This window comes from Leptolyngbya sp. FACHB-1624, from assembly GCF_047649235.1.
In the GTDB taxonomy this organism is placed as follows: domain Bacteria; phylum Cyanobacteriota; class Cyanobacteriia; order Leptolyngbyales; family Leptolyngbyaceae; genus Leptolyngbya; species Leptolyngbya boryana.
Window position 1 is genome coordinate 4,283,282 of the sequence record NZ_CP180258.1, and the last position, 25,442, is coordinate 4,308,723.

A 25,442-nucleotide genomic window follows, 5' to 3' on the forward strand; every position below is an offset into this window, starting at 1 on the left:
TAATGAACTAATCCTAGCTGCTACACCAAGCCGGGAATCGTTCATATGTCCTCACAATGCAAACTCATAGTGAATCTCTGTAATTCTTCCTTTAAAGTAGAGCCGAGTGCCTTCTGGATACTCCCATCCCACTTCACCTTCTAAAGGAATCAGCATCCCATTGCAAACTGAATATTCCCAGAATCGACCGCTCCAAGGCATTGTAGTCAGCTTGTCGCGATACCGAGCTTCAGCCCGCATCGTCGAGATCGTTCCTTCAGCATTAAACCGAAACACGAGGGAAACCGTTGTTGTGCCATCTGTGAAAGTAGCGCGAGCAGAGGTGTTATCAATAGCTTCCCAGCGCACCCCCTGACTCGGCAACAGTGCAGTAGGATACCAAGTCGTTTCAGCAAAGAACCGTAATAACTCACCTTGGGCAGCCTCAGGGGTACCGCGCACATCCGCAACGGTGAAAAGACCGAGTAATGATGCGTGTAAACTGCCTCCTCCTAACAGATAGGTATCATGGACAAAAGCATTCAGTCCTAGAGCCATCTGAATACGCGCATCCCAATCAAAACCCGGACGTTGAGTAGTCACAAGTTGAGTGGCAGTAAACGGACTCCACTGATCTTCAGTTTCACTCATATTAAACTTTCCCTCCTGAGAGAGGCTGACCGAAGTTACGATCGCTTGTCCATCTTTGAGGACGGTCTGAAAGAATCGCTGTACGGGATCTGGCAAGCCTTCAATCTCTCTTTGGTCGTAGATCTTGGGCTTAATTGTTTGCTGTCCATTGATTAATTTGGCTCGTAGGCTATCGCTATCTAACTGCCAGCGATAGCGACCATAAATGGCAGCAATTCCAAAGCTGACGATGATCAAAACACCAATCATTGCAATCCATTGAATCCACATGATACTGACCTCTGTTTGTTAATTTAGAACCTGATAGAGGGTGATGATAAGAACGATCGCGAAGATAGTGGTGTAGATTAACTTTGTGTACTTGGCTAGCCAACTGGGAAGATAAATATCGAAATTGTCCTTTGTGGAATTGGTGTATCTTCGAGCTAACAGATTTAAGGGGCAGTGGGATTTGAAGGTAAGTAGGATTAGTCCTTCTAGCAATATAAATCCGTAACCGATCCAGAGCCAGATATCCAGCTTGTTCGCGATCGCAGCATAAAGCATATAGAAAATCACGAAATTGAAAAATACCCAGATCAAAGTGTGGATGACTTTAATCAGTATCAATTTGCTTCCACTTTTCATGTTGTGCTTTGCTTTGACAGAAGCTACCGTTTTTTGACATTTCCCAAGCCCTTCCCAGATCTTCGGACTTGGGGAGAACCCACATACTCGATTGACCCCACACCCGATAGATCAGCGTTCAACTGCTGACTCACATTGACCACGGCACTCCCCACGCCGCTATTTCGGACAGTCGCCTGCTGAGTCTGAAATGCCTCGCCTTGGTAACTTCCGACCCCGGAAAGGCTGAGATCTAGCGTGTCGGCGCTTCCCGCGATCGCGACTTCCCCCACGCCATCCATCGCAACTGCCAATCGTTTGCCTTGGATGCCCTGTGCCTCTACACTACCAACTCCGTCCGTGCTCAAGCTCTCTAGACTCTTAACCTCTATCACGAACTTGATGGGTTGGGTCGGGTTCATCTTGCTATCTTTTGCAAGAGCAAGATACAAAATGTTGTTCGCTACACGACTCTCTAGAAGAGGCAGAATATTATCGTCAGCAGTGATCGTGAGGGATTCTTTCCCGGTCTGCTGCACTGTGACTTTGCCTACGGATTTAAAGGAAATCGATGAGAATCCAGCCACTGTTCTGGACTCAGTTTTGACAATGCCTGATCCGCTAACGCTACTACCAGGCACAGTGAAAAAGCAGCCCGTGAACATGCTCAAAGTTGCTAAGCACGCAACTAACCCGTATCGCTTTGATCCCATTATTTTGTCTCCCTTGGTTCAAGTCGTCTTAAATGCCCATCGACCCATCTATCCATTGGGATGCCGATGAACAAGCCACCTATTGCAAAGAAGATCATTGAGATTAATATATTGCTGGAAAAATATGATGATAAAAGAACAGCAACTATTCCGCCTAGTAGCGTTGCTCCAATGATCATTGGATAGACCCAAAATGCGTTGCCCTTGGCATAAGAAACTTTCTTACATTCAGGACAGCGATACTTTCCCAACGGTGCAAGCCAATATTGCCGCCACGTTATGGGAAAAGCTGTTTGGCAATAGGGGCAAACTAACTGTCCCGCAAAGGTGGTTTTTGGGTGGCGAGAATTTTGATGATCATTGCGTCGATTCATGATTGTTCTCCTACAGGTTAAGATCGCGGCTCGATTGGGAATGCCAACCAACACCAAAAGTACAGAAAAATAAATCCAGGAATGACGATCGCTAAAATAACGGTCACAATCCGGACACCCAGGACTGGTAAATTCCATTGCTGAGAAAGGGCATAACACACGCCTGCGACAACTTTATGGCGACTGCGATGAAGTCCAGTCCTTGGGATGACGGGAGTATTGGCATTCGATCGCTTGAGCGTGAGCCTCAAAGAAATCAGGAGTCCGATCGCACCAAAAATGGCGGATGGAACCGCGAAAATCGCTAGCCAGTGAGCCAGGAACATTCCCGAAATGACTTCTCCAAGCCAAGATGAGGACGGACAACGAAAACGAATTGCTTCCGCTGAACAACCAAAGCGTTCAGCCAAACCCATCCCCCCCCAAGTCAACAGGAATGGAAAAATTCCATAGAGGATACACATGCCCAAAAAAACTAAATGTCCACGGATGGTTAGCGATCGCGTCATGGTGATCGCTGCAAGTGCTGGTCCAACCAGCAACAGGATTGAAATCAAGGGCAGGTAAATCATGGATTTTCTTAAACTAGGTCAAATAGCGGTTTCTAATTTGATTTGATGGATTGATCCTGCTCACTCAGCCGCGATTTGAGGTTTTTCTTTACCAAATCGCCACAGCAAGATGACACCCAAGCCGAACAAGTTGACTAGGAAAACGACTAACCCTCCAAAAAATGGAATGAGGGTAAAAACCGTCACGATCGCTAAACCTACCCAGAACTGCTGCTGTAACGACCAATTTCCATTACGTATCACGCGCTGACCGACAAAAAGTGCCACGCCGAGTGACCCGACTAGAGCAGTGACAATCGTAGTCAGAATCAGTAATGGAATCAGTGGAATACCAATGAGAGTAATTGCCAAAAACACAGTGACGAAGATAACGGCAACAATCGCTCCCATTCCCCATATCGTTATCAAACCGGAGGACTGGTGCAATTTTGTAGCCAAAGTCAGTAGGAACTTTGGGCTGGTATGTAAAACAATCAGCCCTAGGATCGCTGCTACGACAGCAGCACTCACTCTAAAGATGACACTGAAGAAATACTGAGCAAAGAAACTACTTCTACCTCGATCAGAGCCATACATCATGCCATGTTGATCGCTGAATGTAGCGCGTTCACCAGTGATGATGGCACCCGGTTCCTGCACAATTTTGCCACCAAACGAGTAAGCATCACCCTCTACCCGCGCTCCTTTTTGCAGTGTGATACTCCCACCAAACGCGATCGCAGTATCCAAAACTTTGGCATTCGGAGATACCGTAACATTCCCACCAAACGCAAGGGCATTTTTGACCACTTGGTTCTCTGGTACGGTCACACTGCCGCCAAAGCGAATGAGGTTGGTATTGTTGATATTGATATCAGTCTGTGCCAAGGCGTTACCTGCAAATAGCAAGCAAATCGTAGCGATAAAAGCCAGAATGAATCGTTGCCATTTCATAGATTTTATCCTCGTGAACGATAAGAGCATCGACTATCTCTTGTGATATCGAAGATAAGGAAACTGTGAGGAACGTATGAATGAGATGACTCATAGTAAATTTCCCATCATTTCCGCGCAAACCAATCAACGGGTCAGCGTCGTTAAACCAGCGGCGAATCATTCTTTAACTAACATGGATTTTTGTGGACTCATCGATTTAGACTTTTGGGGTTAGTTAACGAGCAGAAATCTTTTGCCACTCTTGGATTGCCGTGAATGGAATTTTTAGCTCGACTGCTGAACCACTGACCACTGGTAAAGTTAGTTGAAGCGGAATTTCAGCCTGTAATTGCGGTAGGACAGATTTAACGTCATATTCTGCGACATTCGCTTGGGTTAGTGTGTCTTGAGAAATTTCGCTAGAAATATCCTTGGCGGTTAGAGTTTGCCCCATAGATGTACTCAGGATCAGCGGTTGAGTGTGGTCTAATTCCACCGCACCCGGAAAACCCACTAGTCGCAGGGAGACAATAGCACTACCTTCAGGATGGATACGCTTGAAGGCGATCGCCTGCCAGGACTTTCCGGTCTGATCTTGCAAGTTTTGCCTGGATTGATAGAGCATTTGCCCTGGATATTCTTCGATTTGTGTCACAGCAGCAAAAGCGGGAAAGGGACTCAAAACAAGCAGTAAAACGCAGAGTAGAACAGCCAACAGCCAGCGGATGGGGCGAATTTTAGAGCTATCAAAGTGGAAGCAGATAGCATTCATACAAAAGTCCTCATAAATTTAAGTTCTCTTTCAATTCCAGCGTAGAAATTTAGGATTAAAATCCTAAATTTTTTGGTACATTAGCTAGAGGTGATCGCCTCTCCTGCGGCTTTCCAACCTGCAAAGCTAGGTGGAAAACCCTGCACATTCTCATAGCCCAACAGGTGTAGGGTCATTACTCCCATTGCTGATCGATAACCGGAGGAGCAGTACAGCACCATAGGGCGATCTCTCACGATTTTGTCTAGATTATGAGTCAGGGTTCGGAGCGGAATGTTAATCGCGTTGGGGATATGTCCCAACCGATATTCAGAGGGTTCTCGCACATCCACCAACCCGATTTGAGGGTTCTCTAACAGTTTTTTTAACCCTTGGACATCAGCGATCGTGTAATACCCCGCTGGTATCGACGTGAGAAAGCGATCGACTTCTGATTCCACGTTCGGTGTAACTTCAGCAACTGCCGCAAGCTTGACCCCAGCCATAAATTTAGAAGAAGGTGCCGCAGTGATCGAGGATTGCCCAACGCCAAAAAAGAGTCCGATCGATAATACGAGTCCGAGCAGAATTGTTAAGAGGAAGTTTTTGAACATCATAGATTTTCTAAGATACGTTTTCCTGATTTAGAATTTCGCGCAAATTTCAGATTGCTGTTATGATCTTCTGTCACATCCGTTAGTGCATTTAGTAGCGATCGCACATCGTGCCATTGCAGGTTCTGGGCGATCGGGTGCTGAAAGACGGCGTTGTAAGTCGTTTGATGACTTTTGGACATCTGCATTTCCATGAACTTCTCCCTGGACTTAGTCTTTAGTTAGGGCAATCCCGCTTAATCACGTTCAGGCGCATTCTGATATCTGAATGGTTGGAGCGATAGGAAATCATGCTGCGGTGATGAGATCCCGCTAAGCGAACCTCCTACTGTTTATTTTTCTTCTTTTAGACGATCAATTACGAAAACCATAGTCCGTCTACTAATTTAAGAAACGATTGTTTGATTTACTGAGTGAATCGATTGATTACGATATAAATCTTTGACCAATCTAGTCGAACGTTTTTGAGCCGCGATTAGCGCTTGGCGCAACTCCAAAGGAACCGCGAGTACGTGACTAGAAGTGAAGCGCCTGAAGTTTAGGTATAGCCATATTTTCTGATAAACCAAGTTTTGAAAAACTGGGTTAATACGCAATAGCAAGTTAGGATTGCAGCTAACCAGAGAAAGTAAATGGCTGGCAAGGGCACAAATCCTAAACTCGTTGCGATCGGAGAAAACGGTAGATACATTAGAGTTGTTGGGGAATAATTTTGCTTCAAAGCGAGATTCTGATAACTTCCGTTTTCTGTAGCCGGATCAAGCAACTTGCAAGTAGAAGTTCCACAATCCAGCAGCAGTCAGCATCAAATGGTCATCAAAATCCTGGGTTCGATTCCGATAAATCGCACTGACCGCACCATAGCGCTTGATGCCTGCGAAAGCATTCTCGCAAACCACTCGCGACTGGCTCAAGCTGCGATTTTGTTGCTTCTGTTCCTCAGTTAGCTCACCTCCTCTCGGCTTCTTGTGCGGAATGCGAATATTCGTATACTCGGACTGCAAGCCTTGGAACCCTAAATCGACCTCAATCGGAATCTCATCGGGAATGTGAAAAGCAATCTCCTCTTCGACTTCAAATCGCTGATCGTGGAGCTTTCCCTCACTGGCTTGGCTCAGCACTAAAACTCGTTTCGTTTGGTCTACTGCCGCTAGGTGCTTGCGAGTGTGCCGACGTTTCTTCCCGGAGGAGTTGAGCGTTTGCTCCTCAGCATCCTGTGGGCGTTGAATCGGGTGCTCTGTCCCATCGATCATCACACGCTCCACGCCTGGAAACCGTTCCAGAAACGCTTCGATCCTCCGCAACTTGCGCTCTGGCAGCACCATCGCTTGACCCAGTGCCGCTTCGAGAACGGGCTGTAATTCGTGCATCCATTCGTGCGTCTGTGAACGGTCGAGGTCAAACAAAATACCCGCTAAATCAGATGTGGGATAGCACTTGAAGTAAAACAAAATGTAGAACAACTTGGCTTCGATACTTTGCAATCTTGCTTGCGTCCGCCGCCTCTTGCCCGTTTTCGCTGCGGTTTCGCAGCAATTCGACTGGCTTCAAACGCTTGCTCAAAACTGGGCAGCAAGGCATCGAAGGCTTTTCGATTCAGCCCCGTCAAGGCTCGTAGCAGTCGATCTTGGTTGAGGGCGCGTTCAAGATTTAGCATAGGACTTGATTGACAGATTCTTTTCGATTATCCCCTATTCCCCAACAACTCTATTCACCGTCGGTCTGAGTTTATTTGCAGTTGGCTCTTGGCGAGCTAGAAAGCTACCCAAATGGGTATCTAGCTTCTGGGTATTTTCTGTGATCGTCGGGATTTTCGGCTATTTCGTAGCGGGTTTCAGCCCACTATTTATCTTATTTGGGGTGATCTTCGGCATTGCTTTTGCTGGAGCAGGTTTCAAGATTGAGTCAGCGATGGGCTGGGAAAAGAACTCGAATTGGGAATCGTATGATGACTGATTTTTATGATCAACTTGCGCCCTTCTATCACATCATCTATGGCGATTGGGAAGCTGCGATCGCACTTCAAGCGACTCAGCTGTCCCAAATCATCCGATCGCACTGGAGCGAAGCACACACCCTTTTAGATGTTTCCTGTGGCATTGGCACGCAGGCACTTGGATTAGCAACTCAAGGGTATCGGGTCACAGCTTCTGACCTTTCTGTGAAGGAGATCGATCGCGCTCAGCAAGAAGCCAAAGCCCGTCATTTAGACATTCGTTTTTCGGTTTGCGACATGCGGACTGCTTACGATCGTCATCAAGCTCAATTTGATGTTATGCCCACGAGATACGCAACCAGTGCATTAGGAAGGCTCAGAACGCTTGTCAGATAGGCAGTTGAGGAACTCAATCAACTTTGGCGACACGCCAAAAATCTCGACAGAAATCTGGAGTGTACTGGATTGGATGGCATTGCGTTTCAATCGTTCTGCCCAAGCGAGTCGTCGATGAGCGCGTTGGCTGCGAGTCAGGTAAGAGATCGCAGGTTTGATAGTTTGAATTGCTGAATTGCTCTGTTCAATTCGAGCTTGGTGTCGCCGCAGGTGTTGCCGAATCTCTCGTCGCAGTTGAGTGGCTGGAATGTCTGTCCAGATCAACGCTTGAGTCCCCTGTACGGTCTGCATCGGAGCTTGAGCAATGATCAATCTCAGGCTCTACGGCAACTGTCGGAACCGGAGGCAGCTTTGTTCGGATGACTGAAATTCGTCTGCCATTGGTGTTTTTGGAATCATCGGACAGACAATGTTGCTTCACGGGACAGCTCGCACAAATGCGCGGATTCATACTAAACAGCATTTGCATATCGCCACGGCGAGTATAGCGAATTTCACGGCGGTACATCCGATGACCTGCGGGGCATTCCACAGATTCATCATCCCTGATCTTGAAATCTTTGCCTGCATACTTATGACGACTTTTTGCCCAGCCCTCTGAGACCGTCATTGCACCATAGCGAGGGGTAGGGTGACTCGATTGAGGCACAGATGCAGGTTGAGAAGCTTCGGGTTGAGGAGCCGCACATTCCTTCGTCATCTCTGGTAAAGCAGACGACCATTCTGTTTGCCGCCCACACAACTGAGGCGACTGTACAACTCCCGCCCGAATGCGCCAATTCCACACCCATTGATTCAGAATCTGCCAAAAGCTTTGTCCTTGCGCCTGCCAACTGCACCAACGATCTCCATCTTGTTCTTTGTCTTCTTCTGAGAGCGTTTGCTCAAATCCACCCCGACCACAGTAGAGGTTGAGGACATCCGTTGCAGTAAATTGCTCGACTGGGAGTGAGGTGAGAAATAGCTCATAAATGTACTTCCCGTTGCATTTCCCCACTGCCCGCTTGCGCTTGTCAAATCGCTCCATGCGGACAATCACCAGGCGCATCGGTTCATGGTAGCCTCGCCGCGTGGAATCAAGGCAAGGAAGATCGAAGAGTTCGCGGGGATGAGGACTATCCGGATAGGTAATCGTGGCATGAGGGGGTTGCTTTAGCGCTTCTACAACTATCGGATCAGTGAGCAAATGATAGTCGCGGCAACGAATCGCATAAGCGATCTTCGCTTGTTGCAACGGGCTAACATAGCTCGCACTGCCGTACAGTCCATCGAGTCGAACAATGCCCTGCTCGATAGGTAACCCTTGGTTCTGAAGATAGCGTTGTACTAATCCACAAGCACGAGCAAGGTCTGGCTTCGGAGTGCCATTTCCAGGAGCAGCAAAGGTGCCTAACCATTCATGGGTATGAGCACAAGCCACCGTGCTGCGGGTGCGAACATAGTCTCCGCGTTTACGTCCCCCGTACCCTGGAGCGCAAGCATTTTCACTTCGCCGCTTCACCTGTGGGTGCGTCGCTGCATTGACTAAAGCTCGATGCCGGGTTGCTTTCACCGTCCCATCGACATCAAAGACCACCCATCGTTTTCCAGTGCGGTCACTCAATCCCATTGCGGTTTTCATTTCAATCGGATGCGCCAGTAAATCCATCTCAAATATGCTTCGCAGTTGTTCGACAGCAGACTCATCGACATCGGCTAGAAAACGGCTCAAGGTTGCTGCGACTGGACACTTTGCTCGTTTCCAGACTGACATTAGCACAGGTTTAACGCTCTCGATTTGCTCGAAAAATAACTTTAACGTTTCGACTCCACTAACGGCATAAGCGAGCAGTAACAGCACAAAGTCACACACCTCATACTGTCCCATCCGTCCGCGACTGACTCGAACCTGTTGCTGTAACTGTTCAAGCAAGCCAGTTTGATTCCAGTATTGTCCCACTAAAAGTGCTTCTGCCAACCAATTTGGAATGGCAAGATTGGATTGTTCTGTGGTACTAACTTCTAATAAACCTGCTACAGTAAAGCTAACATTGTTTTCTGACATCGGGAACTGCCTCCATGCAGTATGGCTCGATGTCTTTTCTTAGCGAATTTATCGAACTTTAGAATCCCCTCTATGTCTTGTTTCTAGCATTTATGTCCGCACTGGTTGCGTATCTCGTGGGAGATCAGGCGACAATATACGTGTAGAGGGCAAAGCTAAGAGACAACTCCATGGCTGAGCAAGAATGCCAGCAGGTCTACCAGGAACTCGTTGCAATGCTTCAAGAATTCCGGTTAGGTGGGATTGTTGAGCAGGTTAAGGCGAAGATTCACGCTGGTGAGTTGTCCGAAGATCTTGCAGTACAACCGGGAGTAAATACGGCTCAGGCTGCCCTAGTGAAGCCGGAAAATTCGACAGCTCAAGCTCAATTACTCCGTTTAATTGGTGCTGTGGAAAGAATTCTGGTCGGCTCCATTGAACTTGAAGGCGCATTGGTCGATTCCTTGGTCGAGGAGTCTAAGCGATCGCAATCATCCATGACCTTGAGCTTTGAATCTGAGAGTTCCCCCTTGCTGACTTCATAGGACTCAATAAACTGCCACCCGCAGGACTGACAGCAGTAATTCTGTTTGCCACGGCGATGATCATTTTTGGTCACAGCAATAGAGAAACAATGGAGACGTTTTATGTTCTTATTATTGATCTTATCCTACCATTGTACAACGCCGGATATTGCTATAGTTGTCGATCGATTAATTGCCGAAACAATCCATCCTGGCTAGCAAGCTGATCAAAATTTCCACGTTGAACAAGCCGTCCCTTTTCTAGCACATAGATTTGATCAGCATTGCGAATTGTGCTCAGACGATGGGCAACCACGATTCGGGTTACATTTAAGCGCTCTAAGCTCTCACTCACGATTGCTTGAGTGCGATTGTCTAAAGCACTGGTTGCTTCATCAAAAAGCAGAATTCTTGGGCGCAGAGCTAAAGCACGAGCAATCAGTAATCGTTGTCTCTGCCCGCCCGATAGATTTGTGCCACCTTCACTGACAACAGTGTGCATTCCCATTGGCATGATAGCAATATCTTCTGCAAATCCTGACATCCGCGCAGCTTCCCAAGCTTCGTCCATACTAATGAGCGCATTACTCGCAATATTCTCAAAGATTGAGGCAGCCATGACTCGACTATTTTGTAAAACGACTCCTAGCTGTCGCCGGACTGCATGAATGTCTAATCCAGCTAAATCCTGTCCATCAAATCGAATTGCACCCGATTCGGGTATATCAAATCCTAGTAATAATCGAAGGAGTGTAGACTTCCCACTTCCAGATGCGCCTACTAGAGCGATAAACTGTCCTGGTTCTGCCTGTAAGCTCACATCATTTAGAATCATTGCTCCGTCGTCGCGATAGCGAAACATGACGTGATCGAGTTCAATTTTGCCTGATAGCCGGCCTGGATCTGCGGATTTGACAGCATCGACTTCTGGAGTAGCTTGCAAAATCGGCTGTGCCCGCTCCCATAGGGGCAAAATTTCTAAAATATCGACAACGGTTGTACTTAAGGTTGTTGCACCTCCAATGAATGTTCCAAAAGCTGTGTTAAATGCAAGGAATGTTCCGGTTGTGAAGGATTGAGAATTCTGGATCAGATAGGCAGAGCATGCAAAGAGAATCGCAGGAGTCAAAGCTGAAAGAACATGATTGATCACAGTCAGATTATCTTCGATCGCTTCTGTACTCAGCGTCAGTTTTAATTGCTGTCGATAGGATTGTCCCCAATGTGCAAAAGCTCTCGGTTCGGCTCCTGCGACTCGAAATTTTGCAACGCCATTGATAAGTTGTACCATCGTGCCGAAGAGTTGCCCTTGTCGATCGAGTAAGGGTCGAACCTGTTTAAGTGTGAGTACTCCAGCAACGATCGTGACTGCAATATTAAGCAATGCAACACAGAGCGCAATCAATGCAAGTGGAATGCTGTAGTAAAAGAGTAATCCTAAATTGAGCAGTGAGAATAGGCTAGAAAATAAGCTTTTTATGATAGTCCCACTGAGCTTCTGGCGGATTTGCCCAATCACAGAAACTCTTGCACTCAGATCTCCAACAGAATAGTCTCGAAAGAATGACACTTTCAAATTAAGCAATCGATCCCAGACTGCGGCTTGCGTGGTCGAATCAGCAAATGTCTCTAGTCGCAGGGTTGCAATGCTCTGCGTAAGCTGAAATAAGGTTGTCCCCAAAGCAGTTGCAAATAATCCAAGTGTGACTTGAAGCAACATTGAACGATTTGCATCAGGGATTGCTTGGTCAATCAGGATTGCAGTGGCTTGAGGTGTGATCATTCCCAGTAAAGTTGCTGCAATTCCAGTCAGCATGATCGTAATGAGTTCTCTCACATGTCCCTGAGTTGCAAACTTTAGTAAATTCAGAACTTTCAGCCGTTCGGGAAGAGGACGATAGAAAGTATAAGCTGTTGGAGAAAGCGATAAAGCAGTTTTACGATCGCAAATCTGCCGAGTCTGTTCTAACGGATCAATCATCTCATATCGACTTTCTGAGATAGGAATTAATGCAATAGGGCGTTCATCTTCGATCGTGTATCCTAGCAGTGCGCCATTGTCTTGAGTCCACCACTGATCGCGTAAAGTAATTCTTCGCATTCGGATGCGAGAAGCTCGTGCGATTGCGTCTAATGGATCGCGAACTCGCTGTAAATCTTCTGATTTCGTAGGGGGTGAGATTGTAATGTTGAGCGGTCGTCCTACTGCACCTGCGGCGATGAGTAGGGCTTCTTCTGGGTTGGGTGCGGTTTTGAGGGCTGCGCTAGTAGGGGAATTTGTTTCAAAAACGGTCGAAAAGTCACAAAGCGTCGTTAAAATTGCTTGATTGTTTAGATTTTCTCTCGCTTCAAAACGTTTTAATTCTTGTTGTAATTCATCTTGCTCAAGACATTGGATGACTTGTAAAACAAAGAGTTGTAATTGATGAATTCCGTTAAGTAGGGCTTTCTCGTCTGTAATGCGATGAGTCGTGTCGTAATCGAGTTCGACGACATCAGTTGCATGGAGCCAAAGATTCCTTTGAAGCGGAATTCGTCCGCTGTCGAATGTGAGATCGAGCAGTCCTAAGAATTTTGCGCGTCCTTGCAGGATTCGCGTCCAGACGACCTGTGTCGGTTGAAAAATTTCACCTTCTGCTAGAATGCCACATCCCGTTGGCTCGAATGGGGTTGGCAGCTTTGGTGAAGCAATTTCTGAGAGGGCGGAACCTAAATGATCAATCCAACGATCGAGTAATTCTGTGATGCTCCAAGGATCGAGAAAATTGCTCTCAGATAAAACTCTTCTGCTTAGTTGTGCGTCTGTCTCAGATTGAAAGCTGAATTTCGAGTTGTCTAATGGTTTGAGCGCGACAATATCAGCATTTTCTAAAGCAACGGCAAGCAGTTGCTGTTGAATGTCTGCGGTTTGCAGCTTTGCACAGAACATTGCTTCACCTGATTTAACACTAAAGAGATAGCGACGTTTCCCTCTTGGTGCGCCATGTTCTACTGCGATCGCAAAGATTGCAAATGAGCCAGACCGAACGAGCCAGATTGTTTCTCGATCGTCGAGTAACAATGGTTCATTACTTTTGAGATAGTAAGAATCTTGTGAGGTATCTTCTGCTAACATTGCTATTCTTTCTCTTCACTTCTAATCAGATTCAAATATGTGCCTTCAACTTGCTGCAACTCTTCATGGGTTCCGCGCTGTACGACTTTACCGCGCTCAAATACAATAATCTCGTCACAGTCGCGAATCGTACTCAACCGATGCGCCACAATTAAGCAAGTACAACCGCGTAGCCGTAAGTTATAGTCAATAATTTTCTCGGTTTCGGTATCTAATGCACTTGTGGCTTCATCCATAATCACGATCGAGGGATTGTTAACTAATGCCCGTGCAATTTCTAGCCGCTGCCGCTGTCCGCCGCTTAGATTAGTCGCGCCTTCGAGTAAGTCAGCACTGTAACCTCCTGGCAGAGATAAGATTACATCGTGAATCGCCGCATCCCGACAAGCTTGAACTAAATTACGATCGGGAATTGTCGAGTCCCACAGGGTTAAATTATCACGAACCGATCCCGCAAAAAGCAGAATGTCTTGCTCGACCATTGCAACTGAGTTAGAAAAAATCGCTCTGGGTAGATTCGCTTGCCCATCAAAGTAGATTTCTCCTGACCAGGGTTGGTAAAGCCCTGCAACAAGTTTCGCGATCGTGGATTTTCCAGAACCGCTTCCTCCAACTAAGGCAACTCGCTGACCGGGATGGAGGGATAAATTAAAATTTTCAATTAAAGGTGCGGCCGTACGGTTGTAGCCGAATATGAGATTACGTAGTTCTAGATAGCCTTGTAACTTTGGCTGTGCAGGTAAATTGCTAGAACTTTCTGTAATGGTTTCCGTTGGATTACTCAACACATCGTCTAATCGGTTTAAATTGCCTTCTAACTCTTGCAAATCTCCGCCCAAACTCATTAATTGATTCACAGGCTGCATAAACTGCTGCATCAGAGATTGAAACGCAACTAGCATCCCAATGCTAAGTGCACCATCCATAACCCGAAGTCCTCCGATAGCAAGGAGCAACATCGAAGATAAGCCAGAGAGAAAGCCAGGCAGTGTTCCTAGTTTTAGGTTCAAGCTGCCCATTTCTTGACGAACATTCATTGCTTTAGCATAGTACCCTGCCCAACGTGTAAAAAAGTCAGATTCTAAGCCAGAAGCTTTCAGCGTTTCCATGCTTTGCAGACCTGCGATCGCAACGCCACCGACTTTTCCTTGTTCCTGCATCAGTCGCACATTTGCATCGGCTCGCTGTCGCCCAACCCATTGCAGTAAAAGCAGATTCACCAGGACAAAGACAATTCCAATTAGAGTCAGAACGCGATCATATTGCAGCATGACAATGGCATAAAATACCACCATGCCCGCAGAAATGACAGTCGTTGCAAGCTGACCAGAGAGCAGACTTGCTAATCGATCGTTCAGTTGAAGCCGACTACTAATTTCTCCTGCAAATCTTTGATCATAAAAGCTCACAGGTAAATGCAGAAGATGCCACAAAAACCGACTTGACATTGACATGGCGAGCTTGATTTGCATTCGTCGCAGTAGTTGAAGCTGTAATCGCGTCAGTAAACCTGTCAGAATCGCAGTAACCATCATTCCAATGATTAAAGGACGCAACCAATCTTCTCGTCCCTGAATCAAAACTTGATCAATAAAGACTTGTGAAAATGCTGGTATTGCTAACCCAGGTAAAACCAGAAGAAGCCCAACAATCACAGCAAAAAGTAATGACCCAATCGAACTGCGCAATCTTTCCCATAGAGCCAATGTGAGATTTGATTTCCGCCCCCCTTTCTCAAAAGTTTCACTCGGCTCAAAAACCAAAACGACTCCTGTAAAAGCTTCGCTAAATTCTTCTAAAGAGACGGTTTTAGATCCTGTTGCTGGATCATTAAGGTAGACGCGCTGCTGTCGAAAGCCTTCAACGACTAGAAAATGATTGAAGTTCCAAAATACGATGTAAGGGCACGCAAGCTCTTGCAGTCCAGCGAGATCGACCTTAAAGCCTTTTGCTTGCAATCCATAGCTTCGAGCGGCATTGAGAATATTTGAGGCCTTGCTTCCATCCCGTGAAACGCCGCAAGCCTGACGCAACTCAGCTAACGGAACAATCCGCCCGTGATAACCCAAAATCATACCTAAAGCAGCAGCTCCACATTCAACTGCCTCCATTTGTAGTAGAGTTGGTGTGCGGCGCAATCGTTGAGTCATATCAATTCATCCCTGTCCAAGATTTGAGAATGGGGAGAACGAAGCTAATTGGGGCACGTTCTTCGATCGTGATTCTTACACTTGTGGTTGTACCCGGAGTGAGCTTTTGTGTGGTTCCTTTTGAAGATGACCAACGATAGCCACTCGGAGTCGATTCGTCAGTCTGCGGCTCAGCAAATACAGCAAGATGTGCACCTTCGGAGATCAAATTCGGCAGAATGTCAGAATTGCCAATTAAGCTTGCGATCCCTTGCTGTGTAACTGGATAAGCTGAGATAGTTTTGACCTTGCCTTCGATTCCACCCAGTTCTTCACGTTTCACAGTTGTGGGCGTAATTTGAACAGACATTCCGGATTTCAGTTTCTTCCCTTCACTGACGGGGAGAAAGGCAATATTCATCAGTTGAGCGCTCTCTTCCTGTGCTGCGACCGTGCCAATTCCTGCACCGGGTTCGAGCCGTTGTCCTGGCTTTGCGGTGAGTTCTAAAACTCGCCCAGAGTAGTCGCTGATAATTTGACTATTTTGCTTAAGCTGTTGCTCTAGCTGAGTGATGAGCCGCTGGGTTTCTTGAATTTCTTTTTGGCGATTGGTATCAGTTGCTAGATCCTGCTCGACTTGTCCAGCAACTCGGCTATCTAATGCTTTCATTTGAGCTTGTAACTCATCTGCTTGATTGACATTCCGTAGATATTCGCGTTGGGCATCTGCTTCTTTGACATCTAGCTGTTTGAGTTGAGATTCCACTTCGCTAATTTGTGCTTGAGAACTGAGATAGTCTTGTTGAGCTTGTAGAGCAACATCTCTCGTAATTGCGCCTTGGGCAAGAATTTTCTGGCGTTGTTCCCATCGCTGTTTGTAGACTGGAACCATTTCTCGGAGTGTTTGTAAGCGTTCTTGTAGCTTTTGTCGTTCGCGCTGAATTGCATCTAATCCCTTCTCTCTCAAAACAGGCGAGAGAGATTGAACCGTGTTTAAGCTCTGTTGAAGGGTCTGACGCTGCTGTGCGATCGCGATTTTTTCAACCGCATTCCGCTGAGTCTGTACTGAAGCGGCGGTTTGATCCTGAACTTTCAACTGTGCTAATTTCTCTTGTGCAAGCTTAAGTTGACTTTCTAGCTCTGATTGATCGATCGTGGCTAGTAGCTGTCCCTTTTTAACTGAGTCACCTACTTTCACCATCAGCGCTGAAATTCGCCCAGAATTTTGTGCCTGAACAGTTGTAACTTTACTTGGATAAGCAAAGACTCCCCGCCCTGTTACTGTGATAGGAATCCGTCCCAAAACACTCCAGGTTGCACCCGCTATTACGAGAGAACCGAGCGCAATAAGAGACAGCCATCGTTGCGGATTGACAACTTGTACTAATTGATCCAGTCTTTCAGGAGAAGCAACCCGTTCTAATGCTTCTTTGCGAAAGAGAGTTTTTTGTGTCTTCTGCTCTGTGACCATGCCCCTAATCCCTTTAGTTAATCCGAATTCTTTGCAGCATCCATTCAAACCGTGCTCCCGCGAGTGCCATTTGAGTCAGAAAATGACTACTCAATTCGTTCGCATAGTTAGAATTCAAGGATTTCCCCTGGCTATAGCTCAATCTGCCATATCCTAAACGAGAGACGATTGCTTGCTGTTTATCTGCAAGTAACATTGCCAGTACTCGATAAAATCTTGCAGCAAAGCCAATGTCATGAAGTAATTTTGCAGATAACCGCCATTGAGGAATCGAGAGAATTTGACATTCTTTGACTGCTCGAACATTCACACTGAGAGATTGCGCTTCTACAAAAGGCGTTTCGCCAATAATGTCGCCCCGTGAAAGACGCGCAAACTCTTTCTCGATCTCTGGATTTTCTTCTAAATTTGAGAACACCGTGGCGAGTGGATTGTTCTCTTCTTCGGAAGTGGTGAGTGCAATTGCGCCATCTAGTAGAATGTGCAACGCTTCAATCGGTCGATTTTGCCGTATTAAAGTCGTTCCTGCAGCAATCTGATGCACTCGTCCTGCAGCAATGAGCCAGTCGATATCACTGTCCTGCAATTCTGCAAAGACAATCAGAGCTTCTCTCAATTGCGGTTGACTTAAAACAACGGTACTACGCCCAAGCTGGAGCATCATTTGTTCTAGACGGCTTGCCAGTAGAACAGCACTCGCACGATAAAGATGAGCCGCAAAACTAGGATCTTGTGTGAGCTTTTGGAGGATCTGCGATCGCGCAATTGATAGAATCTTCGATCGAGTGATCGCACGAATTGTTGTTGAGGGAGTATAGGTTTCGAGAAAAGGAATCTCTCCCACAATTTCGCCGCTTGATAGCTGTGCAATTTCGCGCCCCATGAGATGCCCTCCTTCTAAAGCAGCAAAGGCTCGTCCTAGGGGATTTTTCTCATCTTGAGCGAGCGCAACGGCTAATCTTCCTTCTAGCAAAATATGAAATTCTTCTAGAGGTCGCCCTTGTTGAATAAGAACGGTATTCGCTTCGATTTCAGATTGATAGCCTGCGGCTAACAGCCAATCAATGTCTTGATTACTGAGCTCCTTAAGGAGAATTTCTGTCATGGGATAACTCCTGATGCGATGGAACGATGGAGCGAGGAGACCTTAGCTTCTTCTACCGAATAGATTGGCGAGTCCTCTGAGAACAGCTAAAACATCTTCAACAGAATTAAAGCCAGAACCCGCAAACTGAAATGCAGAAGCAAGCGAGCTAGAAGAACCTTGTGAATTTTTCCGTCTGCGCCGACCCCGCTGGGAGAAATTAACCTGTTGATCAAAGAAGGAACCGGATAGAAAAATATCGATTCCACCCGAAATCTGGTCAAGTTCTACTTCAGAAAGTTCAGACAGATCGCGTTGCCTTCGGCACACGTGAGCGTGGTCGTCATTCATGATGACTTTCTCCATGATTGCTGGAATAACATTAGTTCTGTTCGCTTAGAAGTGATGCAACTTGTGAGAAAAATCTCCGATTTCTGAGCGAAATCGGAGATTTTAGAATTACAGAGCGGAATAAGATTTAGCTTGCAGCAATACTCTGTCCTGCAAAACTATCAATGAATTTGAAGTCAAAGACCGAAGCGGTTCCGCTGCCGTTTGGTCCTGCAAAGGTTTGTTGAGCGATCGTCATTCCTTTTTGAGTAAACCCATTGCCAGAAGTCTGAGAAAATCCGCCGACATCGCCAATGGTCACTGATAAACCGCCTGCAACATCTTCCAATTCGGTTTCAGACAATTCAACAACAAGATGTGATTTGAGTTCCATGATGATTTCTCCTGTAAATTTAGAGGTTGATGTTTCAAACTAGCCGACAACGATTGATTGACCTGCTGAGGTTTTGGTTTCTGTGAGGTTCATAACAGACGAAGTGAAGCTCCCACCAGGTCCTGCAAAAGTTTGTTGCGCCACGGTCATGTTCTTTTGAAAGAAGTCGTTGACTGCCGTTTGAGCGTAGCCTTGGACATCGCTAATCGTGATTGCACCGCCTGCAACTACATCTAATTCGATTTCGGAAAGCTCGATCGCGTTGAATTCAGACATGATTGTTTCTCCTTAATTTAGATAAATTGAAAATTGAGATGGGAGATGAAGTGAGTGGTATCTTTCACCTCCCTGAGTGGACTAGCCTACGACAATGTTTTGTCCTGCAAAAGTACCAACGACTCCAACGTTTGTCACTGAAGCAGTGCCGCTACCATTGGGCCCTGCAAAGGTTTGCTGCGCCACAGTCATGTTCTTTTGAAAGAAGTCGTTGACTGCCGTTTGAGCGTAGCCTTGAACATCACCGATCGTGATTGCGCCACCGCTAACACCATCCAATTCGTTGTCAGACAGTTCGATTGCTTTGATTTCGTTCAACATGGTTGTTTCTCCTTTGTTTTGAGTGGTTTGTTGTTCTCTTGAACATGTACACACTATAGAAGCTAGTAACCAGGTTCCACATCGTCAAAACGTTTGAACATCAGTATTTCGCCCTCCAATAAAGGATCCCCAACTTTCGTATGAGATCTTGCATAACTCTTACTAGCTCGGAACTAGAAGCACTTCAGAGTAGGAGAATACTGCGATGAAACTTAGAGAAATGCTGCGTCGATTAAAGCTCGCCTCGCAATTCACAATATTGCTATCTCTGATCTTTATTGTTGGAATTGGATTAGGAGGCTTTGCACTGTCTAAAGCATTGGAGCATCGAGCAGAAACCGAAATTAGCGATCGCGCTCAACTCGTTATGCACTTAATGAATTCAGTCAGTAACTATACAAATGAGCAGGTCACCCCTCTTTTGCGAACTGAGCTAGATTCTCAAACTCGCCTGATTCCTGAAAGCATTCCAAGTGTTGCTTCTCATCAAGTTTTTAGCCGATTACAAGAAAATTGGAAGTACAAAGACTATCTCTATAAAACCGCTGCACTCAATCCAACAAATCCAGTGGATAAATCTGATCTATTTGAAGCAAAATTAATCGAGCGATTCCAGAACGATCGTACACTGAAAACCCTTTCTGGTTTTCGGAATCAGCTTTTCTATAGCGCTCAACCTCTCGCGATTCATCAAGAAAGTTGCTTGAAGTGTCATGGAATTCCTGAGCAAGCCCCGAAGAGTCATCGCGATCGTTATGGCAGCGAAAATGGATATGGCTGGCATCTCAATGAAATTATTGGCACTCGTATTGTCTATTTACCTGCTCATGAAGTCTTTAGTCATGCACGCCAAGCATTATTTGTCTTCATCACTATCTTTACAGCCATTTTTGCATTAGTTCTCTTGCTTGTGAACTATTTGTTGAAACGACGAGTGATCCGACCTTTAAAGCCTATGGCAAATCTAGCAGAACAACTCTGTCTAGAAAAACTTGATGTAGCAGATGTCGAGATTTTAGAGCGCAAAGGCTTGAACAAAATTGCACAGCGAGGAGACGAACTCGGACAACTCGGTAAAATCTTTCAACGTATGGTGCAAGAAGTTCGCGATCGAGAGCAAAAATTAGCAGAGCAACTCCGACAATTGAGAGTTGAAATCGACCACAATCAGCGAATTCAGCAGGTTTCAGAAATCGAAGAAACAGACTATTTCCAAGAATTGCAGCGGAGTGCAAAGCAGATTCGTGACCAGTGGACAGAGCCTAAGAACAATTGAGGAGAGCATTCATGACAAAAATTGTGTCAATCCACTCATTTAGAGGTGGAACCGGAAAATCGAATGTGACAGCAAATCTAGCAACCTGGATTGCAAAATCGGGCTACCGAGTCGGAATCGTAGATACTGATATTCAATCTCCTGGGATTCACGTTCCTTTTGGACTGGATGAAACGAAGGTCAACTATACCTTAAATGACTATCTTTGGGGACGTTGTACGATCGATGCGACTGTTCATGATGTCAGTTCGATGATCTCGACCGGACGCGGATGGTTTGGAGGCAATCGCGGTAAGATTTATCTAATCCCATCTAGCATCAAAACTGGAGAGATTTCGCGAATTCTTCGAGAAGGGTATGATGCGCGACTGCTCAATGATGGTTTTCGAGAAATAATGCAGCGATTCCAACTCGATTACTTATTCATTGATACTCATCCTGGAATCAATGAAGAGACATTACTTTCGGTGATCATTTCTGATGTACTAGTAGTTATTTTACGCCCAGACAAGCAGGATTATCAAGGAACAGCAGTGACGATCGACGTTGCACGAAAGTTAGATGTCCCCAAGATGCTTTTAGTCGTCAATAAAGCATTGCCGAGCTTAAATTTTGAGGCACTCCGACAGCAGATTCAAAATAGTTATCAAGCTCCAGTTGCTGGAATTTTGCCTGTTTGTGACGAAATGTTTCAGCTAGCGAGTAGCGATATTTTCTGCTTACGACATCCTGATCATCTATGGTCAAAAGGGATTCAAGCAATTGCTTCTCAGGTTCAGGATCAATCGCGATCGCACATGGATGCTCAACAATCCATAATGCATCGGTACTAATTTGCATAAGCGAGTTTCTACAATAACTACGAGATAGCGTCACTTCAACGATAAATCAGAGATCACGCCATGCTTTTCTCTCAAGCAAACAACGCTTTGGACATTGTTTCTAGCTTATTTAATGATTCAGCTTCTTCTCAAACCTACAGATCCCAATTAGACTGCGGATTCGCTCCCTCTTGTTTTCGTGCTCTAAGCCAACCTGAGCAACCCGATTTCAGTGCAAAAAATACAGCTGTCTCATCTCAAGGCTATGAGGATTTCACAAGCTTAAACTCTGAATTCTTCACTTCTCAAGTGGCCCTAGCATCGCACTCGTTTAGCTCAATCTATGGCTATGGCTTAGTTGATGCTGCTTCTGCTGTAGCTGCCTCAATTGGAACATCACGCTTTGCACCTGTCGCAGACCAATATCGTTCAATAGGGCTTTGGGGACTCGATGCAGTTAGCGCTCCCGAAGTTTGGAATGCTGGCTATACTGGGAAGGATATTGTCGTCGCAGTGATTGACAGTGGCGTTGACTTTACCCACAGCGATCTCAATGACAACATTTGGATCAATCAAAAAGAAATTTCAGGAAATGGCATTGATGACGATTGTAATGGCTATGTCGATGACTTGATTGGTTGGGATTTCTTAGGTGGGGATAATAACCCAATGGATTCTGATGGGCATGGCACTCATGTTGCAGGCACAATTGCGGCTGAGAGAAATGGAGCAGGAATTATTGGAGTCGCATTCGATGCAAAAATTATGCCGATTCGGGCACTAGATAGACAAGCTGGAAGCGATTCAAGTATCGCACAAGGCATCGTCTACGCGGCTAACAATGGTGCAGATGTAATCAATTTAAGTCTCGGCGGACTTGCTCCGATGCCTGAAACTGCAATGGCGATTCAATATGCAGCAGAGCGAGGTTCGATGGTCGTCATCGCTGCCGGAAATAAGCAGCTATCTGAACCTGAATATCCAGCTTACTATGCAAAAAAATGGGGCATTGCAGTCGGCGCGATCGATGAAAATTGGAACATGGCTGAATTCTCAAATCGGGCTGGACAAGATTCCAGACTACCGTACATTGTTGCACCCGGTGTTAATATCTATTCAACAGTCCCGAATGGGAACTACGCTTCAGAAAATGGGACTTCGATGGCTGCTCCCCATGTTGCAGGGGTTATTGCTCTAATGCTTAGTGCCAATCCTAATCTGACTCCAACTCAAATTCGGCAGATCCTGACTCAAACCACAATCAGTTAAAGTAGTACGTTGTTTCTACAAAGATAATACAAATATACCAATATTAGCAATCTTGAGCGAAATTGCATCAGTCGATTGAGGTCAGAAATATAGCCCAAATAGCCGTAGAACAAGCAAACTCACAGTTAATTACGTAATAATACGGAAAAAGATCGTGACTTTCATTAGGGGAAATGAAAGAATAAAAGACGGTCAGCTTGAAGTAGGGTAAAAAACTGTGAGTTTCGGATCGAACTACTGGCAACTCGTGAAGTTAGATTCAGCGGGCAGGCGACGGGTTGAAATTATGACCAGTGCAAAAAACTACCTCTATGAACAGTTTCCGAATTGGATGGAACAGGCAGAAGTGCCAGACACAACCATCCAACGGGAATTATGGCTGCAATTCCAGTCTGGAGAAACTCTCGCAGAACTCTGTCTCAGATGTTTTATTTCGTATCAAGTCGATCAGGCTTGCCGGAATCTCAGCCTCAAATTCGGCACTCGCAATGGGTTCACTTACTCTGATCTATTGCCGTTTGTTCTCGATGATGATGGACGATCGCAAAAACCAGATGTTCGATCGCTATGGAAGACGATCTTACACTCGTTTGATCCTGCGAAAGCAGCACTGGGAACCTGGGTAAGCTTACAAGTCAAGCAGCATTCCGAACTCAAGCGATTCCTACTAGAGCATGGCGTTTATATTGCAAGTGATTGGGCAATTTTAAATGACACAAGAGCGAAACAGCTTCAGCAGATTCTCAACGAAGGCTATCAGTTCTTAGAAACTGAGGTACAGTATAGTGTAGAACTGCTCCAGAGTTATCATGCAGTCTATCGAGAAGATCGGCTCAAACAAAAGCTCTCAGGAGCAAGGCAACTCTGTCAACCCCCAACGACAGAACAGCTCAACCGAATTGCAGCGGAACTATACGATCGCACTCAGAAAAGAGTCAATTCTGAAGTCATTTTGAATCAACTCAATGCGATTGCCAGCAAGCTTCGCCGCGCTCGGATTTTAGCAAGAGGGGGCGCGGTTGAAGCAGTTTCGCTCGATCAGCCAGAGATGCGACCCATTGTCGATCAGATTCAGTCTCCTTGCGAAGAAGATGAAGTTCTAGATTTTCTCAGATTTTATCAAGCTCAATTTTTGACCTCTCTTGATCGCGCAATTGCACAAGTCATTCCAACTGTTCTAGAAACACTTCGACGCAAACGTAAACCTGAAGAAGCTTTCTTAACCGCATTACATCTCTTCCACTGTCAAGGGCGATCAATGAGCGAGATTGCGCCCCAAGTGGGACTCAAAAAACAATATGAAGTCACACGTTTACTCAAACTTGCAGATTTAAGAGCAGATATTCGTCAGCGATCGCTGTCTGATTTACGCAATCTCGTGATCGATAAAGCAAAACTCTATGCAGCCGTCGATCGCTTACAACAATTAGAACAAAAAGTAGATTCAATTTTAGATGAGCAACTTTCAAGCGTGATTGAAGAAGCTGAAAGCGAGGCACAGTCTCCTATTCGGAATCAACCTTTTCGTAGTTTACTCGCCCGTCGTCTCTGTCATTATCTCGCTTCGAGGAAGTCTAGCTATGTCTAACTGGCATAATTCACTTTTAGATGAATTTGATCTCCCAGATTGGGATGCGCTCAATCCCGCGCAGATCGAAGTATCCCCTGATCAAGTGCAAAAAGCTGCACAACTCAGTAACACAGTTCGCACTCGTGAACTACGCTGGCAGACTTATCTTTCTGCATTGGGAACGCTTGGCTTCGAGCAATGGCTGAGTGAGCGATCTCCCGATCTCACCACTCGATTTGATCAAGCTTCAATCTGGCAGACAGGCTATCCAAATCTGATGTCTGAAGCCTGTAATATCCAGGTTGGCGCATTTAAAGTCTGCATAATTCCGGTTGGAAGTTTGATCGAGGATCAGATTAAAGTCTCGATCGCAGCAATTGATCACCCCGATTTTGTTGCTCACTTTTATGTGTTAGTCCAAGTATTAGACGAAGAAGATCAAGTCGCAATTTCAGGATTTCTGACTTATAACCACATTCAAGAAAATATCAATCGGCTTGAAGCAAGTTCAGATTGGACATATTCGCTGCCCCTAGATTGGTTCAATCTTGACGCAAATTCATTGTTACTCAATCTTCGATGTTTGGAGCCAACTGCCATTCGGCTTCCGATTTTAGAGCCTGCCCAATCAACCGTTGCACTCCGAGAAAAATTAGTAACCTTAAATCTACCAAATCAAACCCCTTGGGATGTACTAACGGCTGAAGAAGGCTTAACTCTCTTAGGTGATCCTATATTAGTTCAGTCAATTTACTCTCAACCTCAGCAACCTTCAATTAATACGAGACTATGGTTAAGTAATCAGATTGACGCGATCTCGCAAGGACTCGGTTGGATGTTACTTCCTGGAACCTTAGCTTTACGATCGCTAAGAGAAGACTTTGACAGTATTCGAGCGACATTAGAACTGCAAGGCGTTCACATTCCTACAACGGCTAGAGGAGCTTATCGAACCTTGCATACAGCACAAGAAAGCTTTCGACTTTATGCAGTCACCTGGATTGTTTCAGAACAATTATCCGAATGGATGCTCCTGATTGCATTAGGTGCAGAACCGGAGGCAAGAATGCCTGCAAATCTAAGATTATCAATTCGAGATGAGACATCACTCTTATTTGAGCAAGCATTAGACGAAAACGCTCAGAGCGTCCTATACGCGCAGGTGATCGGCAATTGGGATGAGAAATTCCGAGTCACAATTACCGCGAATCAAACCGATGTGTTTGAGATTCCTCCTTTTGGTTTTGAAATTGATGAATCGACGTGAAGAAGGGATGTGCGCTCTAAACTCCAAGATCTATGCATGAGTTCAAGTTACCCAGAACTACTCTC

At 45.7% G+C, this 25,442-nt stretch carries 27 protein-coding genes; 7 read left to right on the plus strand and 20 right to left on the minus strand.

Annotated elements, in window-relative coordinates:
- Positions 1-51: 51 nt before the first annotated feature.
- The 11 genes from ACMUEV_RS20350 to ACMUEV_RS20400 all read right to left on the minus strand — a co-directional run bounded on the left by ACMUEV_RS20350 (position 52) and on the right by ACMUEV_RS20400 (position 6,832).
- Positions 52-900 (minus strand): DUF6920 family protein, encoded by an 849-nt coding sequence (locus ACMUEV_RS20350; RefSeq protein WP_415354663.1) that lies wholly within the window; start codon positions 898-900, stop codon positions 52-54.
- Between the two features lie 380 nt (positions 901-1,280).
- On the minus strand, positions 1,281-1,949 hold the full coding sequence (locus ACMUEV_RS20355) for a GIN domain-containing protein (protein WP_190651677.1): 669 nt from the start codon (positions 1,947-1,949) through the stop codon (positions 1,281-1,283).
- Positions 1,949-2,323 carry a hypothetical protein gene (locus ACMUEV_RS20360; RefSeq protein ID WP_415354664.1) on the minus strand — a complete coding sequence of 125 codons (375 nt, stop codon included), beginning with the start codon at positions 2,321-2,323 and terminating at the stop codon, positions 1,949-1,951. Before ACMUEV_RS20360 ends, ACMUEV_RS20355 begins: the two co-directional genes overlap by 1 nt.
- A 17-nt stretch (positions 2,324-2,340) precedes the next feature.
- Positions 2,341-2,895, minus strand: a complete 555-nt coding sequence (locus ACMUEV_RS20365; protein WP_415354665.1) for a PspC domain-containing protein — start codon at positions 2,893-2,895, stop codon at positions 2,341-2,343.
- A 60-nt stretch (positions 2,896-2,955) separates the two neighbouring features.
- On the minus strand, positions 2,956-3,828 hold the full coding sequence (locus ACMUEV_RS20370) for a hypothetical protein (protein ID WP_415354666.1): 873 nt from the start codon (positions 3,826-3,828) through the stop codon (positions 2,956-2,958).
- Between the two features lie 217 nt (positions 3,829-4,045).
- Positions 4,046-4,582, minus strand: coding sequence for a DUF3122 domain-containing protein (locus ACMUEV_RS20375; RefSeq protein WP_415354667.1), 537 nt, complete (start codon positions 4,580-4,582; stop codon positions 4,046-4,048).
- Positions 4,583-4,662: 80 nt separating this feature from the next.
- The gene (locus ACMUEV_RS20380) at positions 4,663-5,178 is read right to left on the minus strand and encodes a rhodanese-like domain-containing protein (protein WP_415354668.1); all 516 of its coding nucleotides are present in this window, start codon (positions 5,176-5,178) and stop codon (positions 4,663-4,665) included.
- Entirely contained in the window at positions 5,175-5,369 is a 195-nt protein-coding gene (locus tag ACMUEV_RS20385; RefSeq protein WP_415354669.1) for a hypothetical protein, read from the minus strand. Before ACMUEV_RS20385 ends, ACMUEV_RS20380 begins: the two co-directional genes overlap by 4 nt.
- A gap of 344 nt (positions 5,370-5,713) precedes the next feature.
- Positions 5,714-5,866, minus strand: a complete 153-nt coding sequence (locus tag ACMUEV_RS20390; RefSeq protein WP_415354670.1) for a hypothetical protein — start codon at positions 5,864-5,866, stop codon at positions 5,714-5,716.
- 67 nt (positions 5,867-5,933) lie between these two features.
- Entirely contained in the window at positions 5,934-6,626 is a 693-nt protein-coding gene (locus ACMUEV_RS20395; protein WP_242044549.1) for a transposase, read from the minus strand.
- A complete protein-coding gene (locus ACMUEV_RS20400; protein ID WP_242044551.1) occupies positions 6,590-6,832 on the minus strand; it encodes a hypothetical protein in 243 nt (80 codons plus the stop codon). The genes ACMUEV_RS20395 and ACMUEV_RS20400 overlap by 37 nt, the downstream gene beginning before the upstream one ends.
- Before the next feature lie 288 nt (positions 6,833-7,120).
- Here ACMUEV_RS20400 and ACMUEV_RS20405 point away from each other — a divergent pair, with 288 nt between their 5' ends.
- The gene (locus ACMUEV_RS20405; protein WP_242044553.1) at positions 7,121-7,507 is read left to right on the plus strand and encodes a class I SAM-dependent methyltransferase; all 387 of its coding nucleotides are present in this window, start codon (positions 7,121-7,123) and stop codon (positions 7,505-7,507) included.
- Positions 7,508-7,691: 184 nt separating this feature from the next.
- Here the strand turns inward: ACMUEV_RS20405 and ACMUEV_RS20410 are convergent, their stop codons facing one another.
- Positions 7,692-9,551: a hypothetical protein gene (locus tag ACMUEV_RS20410; RefSeq protein ID WP_415354671.1), complete on the minus strand. Its 1,860-nt coding sequence runs from the start codon at positions 9,549-9,551 to the stop codon at positions 7,692-7,694.
- Positions 9,552-9,721: 170 nt separating this feature from the next.
- Between ACMUEV_RS20410 and ACMUEV_RS20415 the strand changes: the two genes are divergently transcribed.
- Positions 9,722-10,075, plus strand: coding sequence for a hypothetical protein (locus tag ACMUEV_RS20415; RefSeq protein WP_190652507.1), 354 nt, complete (start codon positions 9,722-9,724; stop codon positions 10,073-10,075).
- 151 nt (positions 10,076-10,226) lie between these two features.
- Here the strand turns inward: ACMUEV_RS20415 and ACMUEV_RS20420 are convergent, their stop codons facing one another.
- From ACMUEV_RS20420 to ACMUEV_RS20455, 8 genes are all read right to left on the minus strand, one after another.
- Positions 10,227-13,169: an NHLP bacteriocin export ABC transporter permease/ATPase subunit gene (locus ACMUEV_RS20420; protein WP_190652506.1), complete on the minus strand. Its 2,943-nt coding sequence runs from the start codon at positions 13,167-13,169 to the stop codon at positions 10,227-10,229.
- A gap of 2 nt (positions 13,170-13,171) precedes the next feature.
- On the minus strand, positions 13,172-15,319 hold the full coding sequence (locus ACMUEV_RS20425) for an NHLP family bacteriocin export ABC transporter peptidase/permease/ATPase subunit (protein WP_190652505.1): 2,148 nt from the start codon (positions 15,317-15,319) through the stop codon (positions 13,172-13,174).
- Between the two features lies 1 nt (position 15,320).
- Positions 15,321-16,769, minus strand: coding sequence for an NHLP bacteriocin system secretion protein (locus ACMUEV_RS20430; RefSeq protein ID WP_190652504.1), 1,449 nt, complete (start codon positions 16,767-16,769; stop codon positions 15,321-15,323).
- A gap of 13 nt (positions 16,770-16,782) precedes the next feature.
- Positions 16,783-17,874 carry a cyclic nucleotide-binding domain-containing protein gene (locus ACMUEV_RS20435; protein WP_190652503.1) on the minus strand — a complete coding sequence of 364 codons (1,092 nt, stop codon included), beginning with the start codon at positions 17,872-17,874 and terminating at the stop codon, positions 16,783-16,785.
- A 42-nt stretch (positions 17,875-17,916) separates the two neighbouring features.
- Complete coding sequence (locus tag ACMUEV_RS20440; RefSeq protein WP_190652502.1) at positions 17,917-18,204, minus strand: hypothetical protein; 288 nt, start codon at positions 18,202-18,204, stop codon at positions 17,917-17,919.
- 127 nt (positions 18,205-18,331) lie between these two features.
- A complete protein-coding gene (locus ACMUEV_RS20445; protein ID WP_190652501.1) occupies positions 18,332-18,577 on the minus strand; it encodes a CTB family bacteriocin in 246 nt (81 codons plus the stop codon).
- 39 nt (positions 18,578-18,616) lie between these two features.
- The gene (locus ACMUEV_RS20450) at positions 18,617-18,853 is read right to left on the minus strand and encodes a CTB family bacteriocin (RefSeq protein ID WP_199329642.1); all 237 of its coding nucleotides are present in this window, start codon (positions 18,851-18,853) and stop codon (positions 18,617-18,619) included.
- 81 nt (positions 18,854-18,934) lie between these two features.
- On the minus strand, positions 18,935-19,174 hold the full coding sequence (locus tag ACMUEV_RS20455) for a CTB family bacteriocin (RefSeq protein WP_190652500.1): 240 nt from the start codon (positions 19,172-19,174) through the stop codon (positions 18,935-18,937).
- Between the two features lie 205 nt (positions 19,175-19,379).
- Between ACMUEV_RS20455 and ACMUEV_RS20460 the strand changes: the two genes are divergently transcribed.
- The 5 genes from ACMUEV_RS20460 to ACMUEV_RS20480 all read left to right on the plus strand — a co-directional run bounded on the left by ACMUEV_RS20460 (position 19,380) and on the right by ACMUEV_RS20480 (position 25,377).
- A complete protein-coding gene (locus tag ACMUEV_RS20460; RefSeq protein WP_199329641.1) occupies positions 19,380-20,450 on the plus strand; it encodes a DUF3365 domain-containing protein in 1,071 nt (356 codons plus the stop codon).
- Positions 20,451-20,461: 11 nt separating this feature from the next.
- On the plus strand, positions 20,462-21,283 hold the full coding sequence (locus ACMUEV_RS20465; RefSeq protein WP_190652499.1) for a MinD/ParA family protein: 822 nt from the start codon (positions 20,462-20,464) through the stop codon (positions 21,281-21,283).
- Positions 21,284-21,352: 69 nt separating this feature from the next.
- Positions 21,353-22,540, plus strand: coding sequence for a S8 family peptidase (locus ACMUEV_RS20470; RefSeq protein ID WP_190652498.1), 1,188 nt, complete (start codon positions 21,353-21,355; stop codon positions 22,538-22,540).
- A gap of 217 nt (positions 22,541-22,757) precedes the next feature.
- Positions 22,758-24,128 carry a hypothetical protein gene (locus tag ACMUEV_RS20475; RefSeq protein WP_199329640.1) on the plus strand — a complete coding sequence of 457 codons (1,371 nt, stop codon included), beginning with the start codon at positions 22,758-22,760 and terminating at the stop codon, positions 24,126-24,128.
- Positions 24,121-25,377: a DUF1822 family protein gene (locus tag ACMUEV_RS20480; RefSeq protein ID WP_190652497.1), complete on the plus strand. Its 1,257-nt coding sequence runs from the start codon at positions 24,121-24,123 to the stop codon at positions 25,375-25,377. Before ACMUEV_RS20475 ends, ACMUEV_RS20480 begins: the two co-directional genes overlap by 8 nt.
- The last annotated feature ends 65 nt before the right edge of the window (positions 25,378-25,442 follow it).